The organism is Kineosporia babensis, from assembly GCF_021129305.1.
GTDB lineage: Bacteria > Actinomycetota > Actinomycetes > Actinomycetales > Kineosporiaceae > Kineosporia > Kineosporia babensis.
The window spans coordinates 54,637-68,474 of the sequence record NZ_JAJOMB010000014.1; the positions used below are offsets into that span (position 1 = coordinate 54,637).

The 13,838-nt window shown below is 69.2% G+C and carries 16 protein-coding genes; 3 read left to right on the forward strand and 13 right to left on the reverse strand.

Going from position 1 to position 13,838, the window contains the following annotated elements; translation table 11 throughout:
• Positions 1-47: 47 nt before the first annotated feature.
• Positions 48-800, reverse strand: a complete 753-nt coding sequence (locus LR394_RS23880; RefSeq protein ID WP_231446029.1) for a glucosamine-6-phosphate deaminase — start codon at positions 798-800, stop codon at positions 48-50.
• 346 nt (positions 801-1,146) lie between these two features.
• Between LR394_RS23880 and LR394_RS23885 the strand changes: the two genes are divergently transcribed.
• Positions 1,147-2,061: an aminoglycoside phosphotransferase family protein gene (locus LR394_RS23885; protein WP_231446031.1), complete on the forward strand. Its 915-nt coding sequence runs from the start codon at positions 1,147-1,149 to the stop codon at positions 2,059-2,061.
• Positions 2,062-2,237: 176 nt separating this feature from the next.
• Here the strand turns inward: LR394_RS23885 and LR394_RS23890 are convergent, their stop codons facing one another.
• Positions 2,238-2,552: a helix-turn-helix domain-containing protein gene (locus tag LR394_RS23890; protein WP_231446039.1), complete on the reverse strand. Its 315-nt coding sequence runs from the start codon at positions 2,550-2,552 to the stop codon at positions 2,238-2,240.
• 76 nt (positions 2,553-2,628) lie between these two features.
• On the opposite strand from LR394_RS23890, the gene LR394_RS23895 reads away from it, so the two are divergent.
• Positions 2,629-3,279: a GntR family transcriptional regulator gene (locus tag LR394_RS23895; RefSeq protein WP_231446042.1), complete on the forward strand. Its 651-nt coding sequence runs from the start codon at positions 2,629-2,631 to the stop codon at positions 3,277-3,279.
• A 6-nt stretch (positions 3,280-3,285) separates the two neighbouring features.
• Here the strand turns inward: LR394_RS23895 and LR394_RS23900 are convergent, their stop codons facing one another.
• From LR394_RS23900 to LR394_RS23920, 5 genes are all read right to left on the reverse strand, one after another.
• On the reverse strand, positions 3,286-4,635 hold the full coding sequence (locus tag LR394_RS23900) for a RidA family protein (protein ID WP_231446049.1): 1,350 nt from the start codon (positions 4,633-4,635) through the stop codon (positions 3,286-3,288).
• Positions 4,636-4,650: 15 nt separating this feature from the next.
• On the reverse strand, positions 4,651-5,439 hold the full coding sequence (locus tag LR394_RS23905; RefSeq protein ID WP_231446058.1) for an SDR family NAD(P)-dependent oxidoreductase: 789 nt from the start codon (positions 5,437-5,439) through the stop codon (positions 4,651-4,653).
• A 124-nt stretch (positions 5,440-5,563) separates the two neighbouring features.
• Complete coding sequence (locus LR394_RS23910; protein WP_231446060.1) at positions 5,564-5,851, reverse strand: hypothetical protein; 288 nt, start codon at positions 5,849-5,851, stop codon at positions 5,564-5,566.
• On the reverse strand, positions 5,848-6,924 hold the full coding sequence (locus LR394_RS23915; RefSeq protein ID WP_231446066.1) for a class I SAM-dependent methyltransferase: 1,077 nt from the start codon (positions 6,922-6,924) through the stop codon (positions 5,848-5,850). Before LR394_RS23915 ends, LR394_RS23910 begins: the two co-directional genes overlap by 4 nt.
• A 40-nt stretch (positions 6,925-6,964) precedes the next feature.
• On the reverse strand, positions 6,965-7,618 hold the full coding sequence (locus LR394_RS23920; RefSeq protein ID WP_231446068.1) for a GntR family transcriptional regulator: 654 nt from the start codon (positions 7,616-7,618) through the stop codon (positions 6,965-6,967).
• A 272-nt stretch (positions 7,619-7,890) separates the two neighbouring features.
• Here LR394_RS23920 and LR394_RS23925 point away from each other — a divergent pair, with 272 nt between their 5' ends.
• Entirely contained in the window at positions 7,891-9,042 is a 1,152-nt protein-coding gene (locus tag LR394_RS23925) for an MFS transporter (RefSeq protein WP_231446070.1), read from the forward strand.
• Here LR394_RS23925 and LR394_RS23930 read toward each other — a convergent pair.
• The 6 genes from LR394_RS23930 to LR394_RS23955 are packed head-to-tail and all read right to left on the reverse strand — an operon-like array spanning position 9,034 to position 13,828.
• Complete coding sequence (locus tag LR394_RS23930; protein WP_231446077.1) at positions 9,034-10,437, reverse strand: MFS transporter; 1,404 nt, start codon at positions 10,435-10,437, stop codon at positions 9,034-9,036. The two genes, LR394_RS23925 and LR394_RS23930, sit on opposite strands and share 9 nt — an antisense overlap.
• Positions 10,428-11,366 carry a polysaccharide deacetylase family protein gene (locus LR394_RS23935; protein WP_231446086.1) on the reverse strand — a complete coding sequence of 313 codons (939 nt, stop codon included), beginning with the start codon at positions 11,364-11,366 and terminating at the stop codon, positions 10,428-10,430. The genes LR394_RS23930 and LR394_RS23935 overlap by 10 nt, the downstream gene beginning before the upstream one ends.
• Positions 11,363-12,271 (reverse strand): polysaccharide deacetylase family protein, encoded by a 909-nt coding sequence (locus LR394_RS23940; RefSeq protein WP_231446088.1) that lies wholly within the window; start codon positions 12,269-12,271, stop codon positions 11,363-11,365. The genes LR394_RS23935 and LR394_RS23940 overlap by 4 nt, the downstream gene beginning before the upstream one ends.
• The gene (locus LR394_RS23945) at positions 12,268-12,900 is read right to left on the reverse strand and encodes a cysteine hydrolase family protein (RefSeq protein ID WP_231446089.1); all 633 of its coding nucleotides are present in this window, start codon (positions 12,898-12,900) and stop codon (positions 12,268-12,270) included. Before LR394_RS23945 ends, LR394_RS23940 begins: the two co-directional genes overlap by 4 nt.
• Positions 12,900-13,535 carry an isochorismatase family protein gene (locus LR394_RS23950; RefSeq protein WP_231446095.1) on the reverse strand — a complete coding sequence of 212 codons (636 nt, stop codon included), beginning with the start codon at positions 13,533-13,535 and terminating at the stop codon, positions 12,900-12,902. Before LR394_RS23950 ends, LR394_RS23945 begins: the two co-directional genes overlap by 1 nt.
• A complete protein-coding gene (locus LR394_RS23955; protein WP_231446096.1) occupies positions 13,532-13,828 on the reverse strand; it encodes a Dabb family protein in 297 nt (98 codons plus the stop codon). Before LR394_RS23955 ends, LR394_RS23950 begins: the two co-directional genes overlap by 4 nt.
• Between the last annotated feature and the right edge of the window lie 10 nt (positions 13,829-13,838).

The following is a 13,838-nucleotide window of genomic DNA, read 5'->3' on the forward strand; positions in this document are numbered from 1 at the left end:
AGCGACCAGGGTCCCGAGGCGGTTACCACCGCCTCGGGACCTGTTCACTACCGGGCGGCCGGAGCCAGGATCGTGGAAAGCCCTTGCGCAGAGACCTGATCGGCGACAACGGTGACCTGTGGATGGGACTGGAGGAACGACGCGGGGAAGTCCGGCGTGACCGGCCCCTCGAAAGCTCTTCGCAGAAGCCCGGACTTGGTCGGCCCGTGGACCACGAGCAGCAGTCTGCGCGCCCGCAGGATGGTCGCCACGCCCTGAGTGATGGCCTGGCGCGGGACCTCATCGGGATGATCGAAGAACCGGGAGTTGTCGATCCGCGTGGCCGGCGTCAGATCCACCACTCGGGTGAGTGAAATACGTTCTGAACCCGGTTCGTTGAAGGCGATGTGGCCGTTGCCGCCGATCCCGAGGATCTGCAGGTCGATACCACCGGAGGCGGCGATCTGTTCCTCGTACATCCGCGCGGCGAGGGCCGGGTTTTCGGCCGCGCCGTCGGGTACCCGCACCTTGTGCGGATCCAGGCCCAGCGGCTCGGTCACCTCCCGCCGGACCACCTGGCGATAGCTCTCCGGATGCTGCGGATCCAGCCCGACATACTCGTCCAGCGCGAAAGCAGCTATCTCCGATAGACCTTCAGGTCGACTTGCGGCCAGCGCGCGGTACAGCGGCAGCGGAGACGAGCCGGTGGCGACCCCCAGCGTGCTGAGTTCGCCTGCCGTCAGCGCTGCCTCGACGACCCGGGCGGCCTCGCGCCCGACCGCCTGACGATCGGGCGCCGTGATGATCTGAGGCTGCCCCATGTTCCGGTTCTCCTTGCCGTTGAGATGCTGAGCCTCTGACCGGACATCGGTCCGGCTGCCGGAGCTACGGTGAACCCGGCCGGGTGAGAGGCACAATCACGATTCGCCGCCCGGGAATTTCCCGAACTGGCATCAGCGGCAAGCATATACGCGTGTGATGGGTGGCGACGTCCTTCGACACCACGGCCGAGGGTGGGGACCAGTTGATCGATGCGGATCAGGCAGTGCTGGCCGCAGGCGCTTGAGGTAAGTGCCAGGGCAACGAGCATCACCGAGAATCTTGACGCCCTCTTCCAGCACCATCAAATTGATTGCCATCGGGCAGCCGGAGCGATCAGATGGTGCGGTGACCACCGAACCCGACACCGTGCCAGTAGCCGACCGCTGCCTCGTCGATGTCGACCTGGTCCGGCGCCTGATCCGCACACAGTTCCCACAGTGGGCCGATCAACAGGTGCGCCCGGTGGCCAGCAACGGCTGGGACAACCAGACTTTCCACCTGGGCACGGCCATGTCTGTACGGCTGCCGACGGCTGCCGAGTACGCCCTGGCCGTCGACAAGGAGCACCGCTGGCTGCCGGTCATCGCTGGCCAGGTTCCGCTACCGGTTCCTGTGCCGCTGGCTCACGGCGAACCCGGTGAGGGGTTCGGTCACCCGTGGTCGGTCTACCGGTGGATCGATGGCGAGCCGGCGTGGCCCGGCACGGTCACCGACGACACCGCGTTCGCCACCGACCTGGCCGGATTCCTGGCAGCGTTGCAGCTGATCGATCCAGCGGGTGGCCCCGGGCCGGGGATGCACAACTGGTTCCGTGGAGGACCGCTGGAGCGCTACGCGCCGGACGCTCGGGAGGCCATCAACGTCCTGGGGGACCGGATTGCTGGCGATGCGGTCACCGCGGTCCTTGACGCAGCGCTGGAACCTACGTGGGACCGTCGCCCGGTGTGGTTCCACGGCGACATCGCCGCCGGGAACCTTCTGGTGCGCGACGGCAGGCTGGCCGCGGTGATCGACTTCGGGACCTGCGGTGTCGGCGACCCGGCCTGCGACCTGGTGATCGCTTGGACGATGCTGACCGGACGCAGTCGCGAGGCGTTTCGGGAGCGGATCGGCGCCGACGAGGGTACCTGGGCGCGTGCCCGTGGCTGGGCGTTGTGGAAGGCCCTGATTCTGCTCGCCGCCGCTGACACTCCAGCCGCGGCCGCCGCTGAGCAACGAGTCATCGCTGAAATTCTCGTGGACGCCAGTCAGCGCCGGTGAGCTTCGGTGGTCCGGGCCAACCCAAGGAACCAAATACGCCGGATCGGCCCAGATGCCTGGCATTCCAGTTCAGGCTGTGATCGCGATGAGAGACGTTCAGCTCGGGTGCGTGGAGCACACGTCGTATGTGCCGCCCCGCGGTGGGGTCGCTCCAGTACAGCGTCCAGGCACCACGGTCAGCGCGGTGAAGGCACCGCCGCGCCGGTGATTTCTTCGAGCAGGGGGCGGGCCGCAGCGAAGCCCAGCCGCTGACCGGCTAGGGCTCCCAGCAACGCCGTGCGAGGCCCGAGGCAGTAGCGGCCGTTGCCGTCCTGGACCAGCAGCCCGCCCTGGCCGAGAGCCTTGAGCAGCCGGTGTGTGGTGGAGACGCTCAGGCCCAGTTCGCGGGCCACCTCGGTGGCTCCGAGCGTGGGCCTCGTCTCGAAGCACTGCAGCACCGCCATCGCCCGCTCCAGCGACTGCGCGCCGGTCCGGGTGGACTCCTGGGTCACGGTGGTTCCCCTTCACGAGGCAGAATGCGGGCTTGGGACGCGCGGGAAGAGCCAGGGGTGGCACACGGTGAACAGCTTGAGAAGGTCGGCAGCGATCTCAGGGACGGCCGAGACGCGGATCGTGGAGATCCTGCGCGAGCGCATCCTGGCCGGTGAGCTGGTCGGCGGTGACCGGCTGCGGCAGCTGGACGTCTCCGAGGAGCTGGGGGTCTCCACCACCCCGGTGCGAGAGGCCTTCCGTTCGCTGGCGGCGGAGGGGCTGCTGCAGATCGACTCGCACCGGGGCGCCGTGGTGCGGGAGATGTCCCCGGCCGAGCTTCTGGAGATCTACCAGCTGCAGTTGCTGGTCGAGCGGGACAACCTGGGGCATGCACTGGCCCGGATGACGGCGCAGGCGCTGGCCGAGGCCGAGCAGGCCCAGGAAGCGATGCGGCAGACCGAGGACGCGGTGCAGTGGGTCCTGCTGAATCGTGACTTCCATCTGGCGCTGGCCCTTCCCGCCGGGCGTCCCCGGGTCTACCGGCTGCTGTCGGACCTGCTGAACCTGACGGCGGTGCAGATCCGCGGGGACATCGACAGCTGGGACGGGCGCCGGGCGCAGGCCCTGGCCGAGCACGACCGTCTGCTGCAGGCGGTCCGGGCCGGTCAGGCGCAGACCGCGGCCGCGGTCCTGACCGAGCACACCTCCGCCCCGATCCGGAACCTGGAGGGTGTGCTCGGTCAGTAAGTGGCCCTACATGGCCACGATCAGGTCCACGCTGATGTCGCAGGCCGGGATCTCGTGCGAGCGGGGTGGAGCCTCGAAGAACCCGCTGGCGGGCCTGCCGTTGGTGAACGGGTCGCCCCAGGTCTGCAGGAAGACCGGCAGGTCGACGAAGTCGGTGAGGAAGCCGTCCACCTTGACCGTGTTCTCGATCGAGGTGCCGGCCGCCTCACAGATCGCCGCCACGTTCTCGTGGATGCGCCGGACCTGCTCGGCAATGTGCCGGCGGGCCTGTGGCAGACCGTCGCGCAGGGCGACTGCGCGGGCGGACAGCCCGTTCTCGTCGCGGCCCAGCTGGGTGGACAGGAACAGCAGCGGCCCGGAGCGAACGGCCTGCACAGTGTGGCCGAGGGGCGTCAGAGCCCGGTCGGTGTGGATGATCTCGCGGTCGCCGCCGTGTTCCGGGCGGGCCACGGTCACGAAGATCTCGACGTTGCCGTGCTTGACCCCGCCGATGCCGGAGACCGGGACGATCGCCCGGGCCGGTGGGCTGTCCGGCCACTGCTGGGCCCAGACCTCTTCCACGGCAGGCAGGTTCCGGATGCCCTCGGGAGTCAGGTACAGCACCACCTTGACCACGTCGGACCAGGCCGCCCCGGCCGCCTCCATGGTGATCCGGATCTGGCGCAGCGTCTCCTCGGTCTCGGCGGCGACCTGGTTGCCGTACCAGATGTGCTGCGGAACGCGGGCGTTCGGGTGCAGGCCGGTCTCGAAGTCGGTGGCGATGAAACCGGCGCTGAACACCCACGGCCCGGCCTCGACCCCGACGGAGTAGCCGCCGAGCGGGCTGTGCACGTCATGGGCGTAGGCGCGTTTGGTGATCCCGGCGTCCTCGAGCAGGGAGACCAGCTGGACCTCGATGTCCGAGGCCGGGCTGATCAGCCGGTCCATCGGCATCAGGCAACTGGCCGGGCGGTCGGACAGCAGGAACTCGTTGCGGCCCTGGATGTAGGCGTGGGCCACGCGCCGCCAGTCCTCCCAGAACAGGCCGTACGGGTCCCGCAGCGTGGGGTGGCGCTCGACCTCACCGTGGTAGGTGGGCTGCCACTGGTTGATCGACACTCCGCCCTCGAGGCTGGAACCCGCTGCTTTCAGGGCGGTCTCGAGGCGGCGGTAGGCCTCGCGGACCTGAAGCTTGACCGGGTGGCCGGAGGAGTACGGCAGGCCCGGAGCGGTCGCGGCGGCCGGTACCAGCCCGCCGTTGGTGAAGTCCGCCCCACTCATCGAGGCGGTGAAGGCGAACGGGCCGGCGGTGACCACGGAGCTGCTGGGGTACCAGTCCGGGAAGTCCGCGCCATCGACGTCGAAAACCTTGCGCATGTGAGGGAACTCCTTCTAGAGCGACTGGCCGCCGTCGACGAACAGGGTGGTACCGAGCAGGAGTTCGTTGTGCGGGCTGAGCAGGAACGCCACCGGCAGGGTGAACTCCTCGGGCTCCATGAGGCGACCGCCCGGGATCGTGGCCACGACACCGGCGGCGAAGTCCGGGTTCTCGAACAGGGAACGGTTGACGTCGGTCACCGTCGCGGCGGGAGCCATCGCGTTGACCCGGATACCCTGCGGTGCCCACTCCTTGGCCAGGGTCTCGACCATGTTGCCGATCGCGGCCTTGCTGGCGTTGTAGGCGACCCAGTCGGTGAAACCGCGCTTGGCGAAGCTGGAACTGGTGAAGACCACCGAACCGCCGCGCTGCATGCGTCGGGCCGCGCTGCGGGCGCTGAGGAAGGCCCCGGTCACGTTGGTGTCCAGGACGTTGCGGAAGGCGTCGGCGGGGTGCTCGAGAGCGGGCGCGACGTGCGCGATGCCGGCATTGGCGACGACCGCGTCGATGCCGCCGAACTCGGCCACAGCGGCCTCCATCACGGCCTCGACCTGCTCCTCGTCGGCCACGTCGGCCGACTTGGCCTGCAAGGTCAGGCCCTCGGCGGCGGCGGTCTTGGCCAGCTGCGCCAACGGCTCGGCGCGGCGGCCGACGCCGATGACCTTCATGCCGGTGCGGGCCAGGCCGAGGGCCACGTCGGCGCCGATTCCGCTCGAGGCGCCGGTGACGACCACGGTGCGGCCGGTCAGTCCGAGCGCAGAGCCAAGGGCAGGGAGCTGGTCACGGGGTACCGAAGAGCTCATGGGTGCTTACCTTTCAATGATGGACGCTTGACCTGGCGGCGGCGGACGGCTTGCGGTTCGGGGGTCCGGCGCTCGCGCCGGTGCGACACGACCGCCGTAGAGCGAACCCGTTCCGGGGAGGGCTTCAGCGCTCGACGCTGAGGGGTGCGCCCAGGACCCGCTGGATCAGCCGCTGGCGTTCCCGGTGCAGGCGCTCGTTCAGGTCCGTTCCCGGGGTGTGCTCGTCGACGGATTCCGGCTTCAGCGAACCGGTCTCGGTGAGGACCTGCTCCAGCACCATCACCCGGTCCCGCAGCACCCACAGTTCCTCGGTCAGGCCCACGACCATGCGGGCCAGTTCGTCGGGCGTGGCCTTGCTCAGGTAAGCGGGGGCCGGGTCGTCGGTGGTGGGGTACTTGCTGGTGGCGCTCACGCCGAGACTCCTTCGTTCAGCGGCTTCACGCCACGGGTGACCCAGGGGTAGGAGGTGCCGAACTCGGTGACGTCCTGAAAACCGGCGGCGGCGACCAGCCCGGGGCGGTCGGCCAGCAGAGAGCCTCGCCAGAACGGCTCGGCCCGGTTCTCCGTCTCCCAGTCCAGGACCACGCAGCGGAACAGCGAGGACTGGTTCTTGTAGGGGGCCACGTCGCCGATCAGGACCTCACCGCCGGGCTTGCAGACCCGGAACGCCTCGGCGAGGATCTGCCGGGCCGCCGGCTGCGGCACCTCGTGCAGCAGGATGAACGCGGTGACCAGGTCGAAGCTGTCGTCCTCGAAGGGCAGGTCCTCACAGGCAGCCTGGCGCAGATCCCAGGCGAAGCCGTGACGGGCGGCCACCAGCTTGGCGTGTTCCAGTTCGGTGCGGCCCAGGTCGACACCGGTGATCCGGGCGTCGGGGTAGACGTTCTGCAGGCTGATCGCGTAGCGGCCGGTGCCGATGCCCAGTTCGAGGATGCTGTCGTAGCGATCCCGGAGACCGGCCTCGGCGGTCTGGGTACGGGCATCGGTGAACTTCTCGTTCGGTCGCACCGCGCCCACGCCGCCGGTGGCGAAGATCAGATCGTAGACGTAGTCGTGGATCATGAAGCCCATCCGGTCATGACCCTCCCAGCCTCCGGGGGCGAGGTGGAAGTCCGTCTCGGACCAGTAGGCTGGGACCTTCACCGTGCTGTCGAGGGTGACGGTGCCGCCCTCGGCCGCAGTCGCGTCGTACTCCGCGGTGATCGCCTCGACGCCGTCGTCGTAGGCGAACTGCGCGGCCTCGAACTGCCGTTCGGCGACCAGCCGGGTGTAGAAGCGGTCCCAGCCGTAGGCCGCGGAACCGTTCTCGAGCAGTTTCGTCGCGGTGCGGATCCGCTCGTGCACCTCGCCGGGCAGGTCCTTGCCCTCGACCAGGCCGTCGAAGTCCTTCTCGGCTGCGGCCTGCAGCTCCAGTCCGCTCCACCTGGCTACGTCGGCCAGGAAGTTGAAGTCGGCGCGGCCACGTTGCTTGAGACCCGTTGCCATCAGGCGTCCTCTCTTTTTGTCGTGTCGTCGTTGGTGGCGCTCAGGCGCCGAGCCGGGACTCGAGATTGCGCATGGGCGCCCGGGTATGGCCGTCCAAGATGCGCTGGGCCACGTCGAGTGCGCCCAGCCGGATCGCCGCCAGCAGGTTGTCGTGCTCGGCCAGGGCCTCCTCACGGCGCCCGGCCCAGTGCTCGATGTCCCCGCGAACCTGGACCGCGGTGACGTTGAGCAGGTCGGTGAGCAGTTGCAGGACCCGGGGCCGGCCCGCGGGCTCGGCGAGGGCCAGATGGAAGTCGCGGTTCAGGAGCGCCCAGTGCACCGCGCTGCGGGTGGTACGCATCTCGGACTGCGCGGCCGCCGCCCGATCCAGCGCCTGCGGAGTCATCCTCGCCACCGCGTAACTCAGGTTGTCCCGTTCCAGCAGCAGTTGCAGCTGGTAGAGCTCCAGCTGCTCGGCCGGGCTCAGGGCGCGAACCACGGCTCCCCGATGAGAGTCGATCTGCAGGAGGCCCTCGGCGGCCAGGGTGCGCAGCGCCTCGCGGGTGGGGGTGGTGGAGACCCCCAGCTCCTCGGACAGATCCATCTGCCGCAGCCGGGCCCCGACCGGCAGCTCGCCGCTCAGGATGCGCTCGCGCAGGATCTGCGCGACCCGTGACTGGGTGGTGAGCGATCCGAGAGCCGTTGTGCTGCTCACGATCCCGGACCGGGGGTGGGACGGCGCAGCCGCTGCGGGTGGCTTGTCATACGACCTCCGTCTCGATGGGATAGATGCATAATGCACAATGCACAGACGCGGAACAAGACTCCGCTGCTCCACCTCCCGGAAAGATGTCGAGGTGATTTCCCCACGTGAGCACCGTTTTCCCGCCTCCCGGCGGCCCTGAACTCCCACATCGTGGGAAAACTGGCTCCTGTGAACCGGAAAGCTTTAACCAGAACGAAACAGCCGGCGCGAAGCTGCCCGGTGTGATCCGCGTGATGGCCGTCTCGGCCGGGCTGATCGGCGCCAACGTCCACTACGCCCAACCTCTCATCCCGGTGATCGCGATCTCCGTGGGCGTGGGAACGGACACCACCGGAATGCTGCCCGCCCTCAGCCAGATCGGATTCGCCATCGGACTTCTCGCCGTCCTGCCGCTGGGCGATCTCCTGGAGCGCCGACGGCTGATCACCACCACGGTCTGGCTCGCCGTAGGAGCCTTGGCCCTGATGGCGCTGGCACCGAATGTGCCGCTGCTGATGACCGCCGCGTTCCTGGTCGGCCTGTTCAGCATTGCCCCGCAACTGCTCTCACCCTTCGCTGCTGATCTGGCCCCGCCGGGACGCCAGGGGCAGGCTTCCGGTCTGGTCATCTCCGGGATCCTGTTCGGAGTGCTGTTCAGCAAGCTGGTGGCCGGGGCGGTGGCAGCCACGGCCGGCTGGCGCTGGCTGTACGTAGGCGCAGCCCTCACCCTGATCGTCCTGGGCATCGTTCTGCAGCGCACGCTTCCGCTCAGCCGGCCCGCAGACCCACCCCGCTACTCAGTCCTGATGCGCTCGCTCGGTGAGCTGGTCGTCCATCATCCACGTCTGAGGCTGCACGCCGTTCTCGGCGCGGCGAGTTCGGCCCTGTTCATGATCTTCTGGTCCACGTACGCAGTGCACCTGGCCGAGCGTTTCGGGTACGGACCGTTCCTGGCCGGTCTTTTCGGCCTCGCGGGTATCGCCGGCAGCCTGCTGGCACCGCTGGCCGGCCGGGCCATCGATCGCGGACGGTTCACCCCCGTCCTCTCGGCGGCCATGGCAGCGATCTTCGTTGCGTTCGCCGTGCTGCTCGCGGGCGGAGGGTCGTGGTGGGCCATCGTCGTGGGGGCAGTGCTTTTGGACGCTGGTGTGGGAGTCAGTCACGCGGCCAACCAGGCCGCGGCGTTGCGTTTGGATCCCGCCCGGCGAAGCCGGGTCAACAGCGTCTACATGTTCGGGTACTTCATGGGGGGCGCGCTGGGAACGGCGGTAGCGGGCGGGGTATCGGGGCAGTGGGGATGGTCGGGAGTGTGCTCGCTGGGACTGGTCCTGACCGCCTGCACGAGCATCCTGGTGGCTGCGTCCCGGTATCCACGGGGGAGCGGCTCATCGTGACTGGCGTCGGCGTCTCAGCTGCGCCGGCAGCCCCGCGATCAGCAGCATCAGGCCGATCAGCACCAGGCACAGGCCAATGTTCCGGATCGCCGCGTCCATCGCGGCCGCTGCGGCATCGCGGTCCGTGGGGACCAGATGGGTCAGCAGGACCGCTGAGACAGCCGCGCCGACGTACTGCGAGGTGCGGTACAGGCCACTGGCGCTGCCGCTGGCCTCGGCGGGGGCAGCCGCGTGCAGGGTGAGCTGGTTGCCGAGGTTGTTGAATCCGGTCGGCAGCCCGAGCAGGACGTTGGCCAGAACCAGCAGGGCCAGCGGGCTTTCCACGCCGGTGGTGAATGCCAGCACCAGGCCGGCGACGACCAGAGCGGCGTTGCCCACGACCAGCAGCCGCACCGGGCCCAGGCGCGCGGACAGCCGGGTGGCCAGGAAGGTCGAGACCACGCCGACACCGAAGATCGGCAGCATGAGTAGCCCCGCGGCGTCCGCGTCGAGGTCCCGGCCCACCTGCAGCCACTGCGGAATCCCGTAGAACACCGTGTAGAAGGCGACGAACGTCACCATCCCGCGCAGGCAGGTCAGGAGGATCTGGGGGTGGGCGGCCAGCAGGCCCAGATCGAGAAAAGGCGTGGCGCAGCGGCGTTCGCGCCAGATCAGCAGGACCGCCAGGACCAGGCAGATGGCGATGGACCCAGCGGCCCGGGTGTCGAGCCCCTCGTCGAGGGACAGCAGCACGGTCATCGCCAGCGACAGGGTGAGCACGAACAGCACGGCGCCGGGCACGTCGATGGCCCGCAACGAACGCGTGGCCGCGCGGGGCGGGTCGGCCGGTACACAGCGCCACACCCAGAAGAGGCAGTTCGCCACCAGGGGCAGGTTGATCCAGAAGATGCCCGGCCAGCCGGAAGCGACCACGATGAGGCCGCCCAGTGTGGGAGCCAGGGCGGCGCTCGTCTGACCGCACAGGGCGATCACCCCGATGGCCCCGGACACTCCTGCGCTGTGCCGGTCGGCCTCGCGCCGGATGATCGCCATGGCGGCCGGGAACTGCAGCGAGGTACCCAGGCCGAGCAGTACCCGGTCGGCCACCAGCCAGCCTGCTGAGGGGGCGAACGGGCCGAGCACGGAAGCGATCACGACCAGAGCCAGGCCGGACACGAAGATCCGGCGGGGCCCGAAGAGGTCAGCCAGCCGGCCGCCGGTCGGGGACCCCACGGCCGAGGCGATGTACAGACCACTGATCAGCCACGGGATGGCCGCGGAGCTGCCGTAGTGCTCGGCGATCGGGATCAGCGCGACCGCGATCACCGCCGAGTTCAGCCCCTGCAGCACCGTTCCGCTGCCCAGCGCCCAAGCCAGGGATCTGGGCAGCGCAGGGGCGGCGGTGCTCACGGCCACGAATGCACGCTTTCGGCCACGGTTGCGGGGGTGGCCAGGAGAACCTCGGGGCGGGACGCGAGGCGACGCAGAAAGCGATCGGCGACGTCCGCGAAGCAGGCCTGCCCGAGGACCCAGCCGAACCAGCTCAGACCCAGGTGGCGCCCGCCCACCTCGTCAGCGTCGGCGATCAGCTGGTCGACCGTGGCGTCCAGCACCTTCTCGTAGGCGGGGAACGGCAGGCCTCGGGTGTAGAGGCTGAACATGTCCTCGGTCTCGAGCGGGTGCGAGACTGCGACGAGCCCGGCTGAAGAACCCTCCAGAGCCACGGGGCGCTCGTCCACCGGCCACTCGCCGAACCACCGGTACCCGGCCTCCCGCAGCAACCGGGTGGTGCGCGCGGACTGGCTTCGCTCGGGACCGAACCAGCCGGTGGCAACGCGTCCGGTGGCCTCCTGGACCGCCGCCGTGGAGTCAGCGATGTAGGCCTGTTCGGCTGCTTCGGAGAGCCCGGTGCCGAGAAGGACGTTGGCAGCCGCGCCTCGCACGACGATCTCGTCGGCCTTGGAAGCCGCCAGCGAAGCGAGACCAGGCATCGTGCGTACGCCCTGCGCATCCAGGGCCACGGCAACCGGAACGCCTGCGGCCTGGGCGATGTCGAGCAGCCGCCAGATGCCGGTGGTCAGGCCGAAGTCCCACTGCGAGAGCCGGGCGACCTGGCCGTGGCGGGGCTCGGACGTCTCCCGCCCGACGCCGCCCTGCATGGCCGTCGGCTTCAGCCGGCCGGCCGGGACGTCGTCCAGGTAGGCCGGGGCGTGCAGCAGCAGCGAGACCACGAGCTTCTTGCCCTCGGGCAGCTGCCAGGGCTCACGATCGGGGTCGTAGGTGCGCGGAAGGTCGGGCGCGAAGACCGTTGCGTCCGGGGGATTGACCACGAGCGGAAGGTTCACCGGGTCACCGCCGCAAGCTGCTGGTCGTAGTGGTGCTCCAGGTAGTGGTCGGTGATCTCGCCGGCCGTCGTCAGCCACACGCCGTCCTGCTCCCGAAGCCAGCCGAAGATCTCGCGCAGGTACTCGGTGAACCAGGGCTGGCCGCTGACGAACGGGTGGGTGGCCACACAGGCGACCCGACCCTGCCCGTCCGCACCGGCGTCCCTCAGCAACCGCCCGACCTGGGCCTTGACCATGTCCACGAAGTACTCACCGTCGTAGTGCTTGGCGTGCAGCAGCGGCACGTCGTTGAGCATGTAGCTGTAGGGGACGGAGACCAGCCGGGCGCCGGAAGCCGTTCGCAGGGGCCGGGGTTGCTCGTCGTGGATCCAGTCGGCGTGGTAGGTCATGCCGGCCTCGGACATCAGGTCGCAGGTGTGGTCGGTGCCGGAGACCTTCGGCCCGAGCATGCCCTTGATCGGCGCACCCCAGTAGCGCAGCGCCAGGGCCTGGTTCTGGACGTAGAACTCCCGCTCGGCCTCGAGCGAGTATCCATACAGGGGACGCAGGTTGGAGATCCCGTGGCTCATCACCTCCCAGCCGCGTTCTTTCATCGCGTCGCGGACCTGCGGAATCTCTTCCAGGACGGACAGGCTCAGGCTGACCGTGGAGGGGATCGCGTACTCGTCCACCACCCGCAGCATCCGCCAGAAAGCGGTGCGGTTGCCGCTGTCACGGTGCATGTAGTGCTGGACGTCCGGCGCGGGCACCCGGCCCTGCGGGCTGCCCTGACCCGGTGGGACATAGTCGTAGTGCTCGACGTTCGGGGCGTGCCAGACCGCTACCCGGGCGCCGCCGGGCCAGGTCACCCGGGGGCGCAGCGGCAGTGGCTGGTACACCATCCGCTGGTTGTTGAGGATCGTCATGCCCGCGCGAACCTCTCGAGCATCCACTCCAGCGACACCACGTCGGCAAAGCGGTCCTGCATGTCCCACAGGGAGACCTCGCCGGACAGGGTGCGGAAGTCGTCGCAGCACTCCTCGACGACGCTGATCCGGTAGTTCAGGTACGCGGCATCGGTGACCGTGGCCCGGACGCAGCCGCTGGTGGAGGTGCCGATCATCACGACCTCGTCGACCCCGAGTTCCTGCAGCAGGTCGTGCAGACGGGTGCGGAAGAAGCCGGAGGCGACGGTCTTCTCGACGATGTGATCGCCCGGCTGGGCGGGCACGGCGGTGGAGATCTCGGTCCACGGGTTGCCTCGTTCGCAGCGTTCGGTGAGCGAGGAACGCACGCGCTGGGCCAGCATCCGGTCATCGAGGCTGTCCAGGATCATCACCAGGTAGATCACCGGGACACCGGCTGCCCGGGCGGCCTCCAGCAGCTGCTGGGAGTGCTTGAGGGCGACCGGGGTGCTCGGGCCGACGAACTCGTGCTCGGTGAAGGCGCGCTGGAAGTCCACCACCACCACGGCCGGATGCTCGCCGGGTCCGATCCGGGTCCGGTCGCGCCGCAACTGCCGGATCCGCTCGACCTCGTGGTTCCAGTCGGTCATCAGAGGCCTTTCGCAGAGTGGAGAAGATCGATGGCGGAACGTGTCTCGATCACTTGGCCGATCTTGGCGTCGATGTCGCGCAGGTTGGCCCGGTGGACGTCCTCGTGCCGGTCGCCCACGGCGTCGGCCACCACGAACGGGACGAAGCCGTGCTGCAGGGCGTCGAGGGCGCTGGCGCGCACGCAGCCACTGGTGCTGAGCCCGGCGATGACGAGCGTGTCGATGGCCTGGGCGGTCAGGGTGGCGGCCAGGGACGTGCCGAAGAACGCGCTGGGGTAGTGCTTGGTCACCAGGGTTTCGCCGGCGGTTGGTTCCAGACCTTCGATGAACTCGGCCCACGGGTTGCCGGGGGTGAAGCACTGGCCGGTCGCCGGTACCTTGCGGGCGAAGACGCCTCCGTCGCCGGGGTATTCGTGCAGGACCCGGGTGATGACGACGGGGGTTGCGGTGGTGCGGGCGGCCTGGAGCAGGGTGCCCATGTTGCGAACCGAACTATGGACGTCGGCGTGCAGTGGGGAAGCCGGGTCGACGTAGGCGCGGGCCGGGTCGATGAGCAGGAAAGCTGCGCGTCGGCCGGGGGTCAACTGCCCGGCCAGCCCGGCCGCGGCGAAGTCGGCGGCCAGGTCGTGGTTCACGGTTTCTCGACCTGCGCGAACAGTTTCGACGACAGGACCGGCGCGATCCGGTCCTTGATCACGGCGAGGTGCGCAGGATGCGTCCCGTACGCCTCCCAGGCCGACTTCTCGGCGAAGACCATCCGGAAGGTGATGTCCGCGTTGCCTTCCCGCAGGCCGGCATCCTGCCCGGCGTGCGCCTCCAGCAGGCCGGGGATCTCGCCCGGCAGGGCATTCAAGCCGTCCACGATGGCGGCCCGCTGCTGCGCGGTGGCCTCGGGGGTGAGCTGGAGCATGCCGAAGTGCTCGAACACGGTGGTCCCT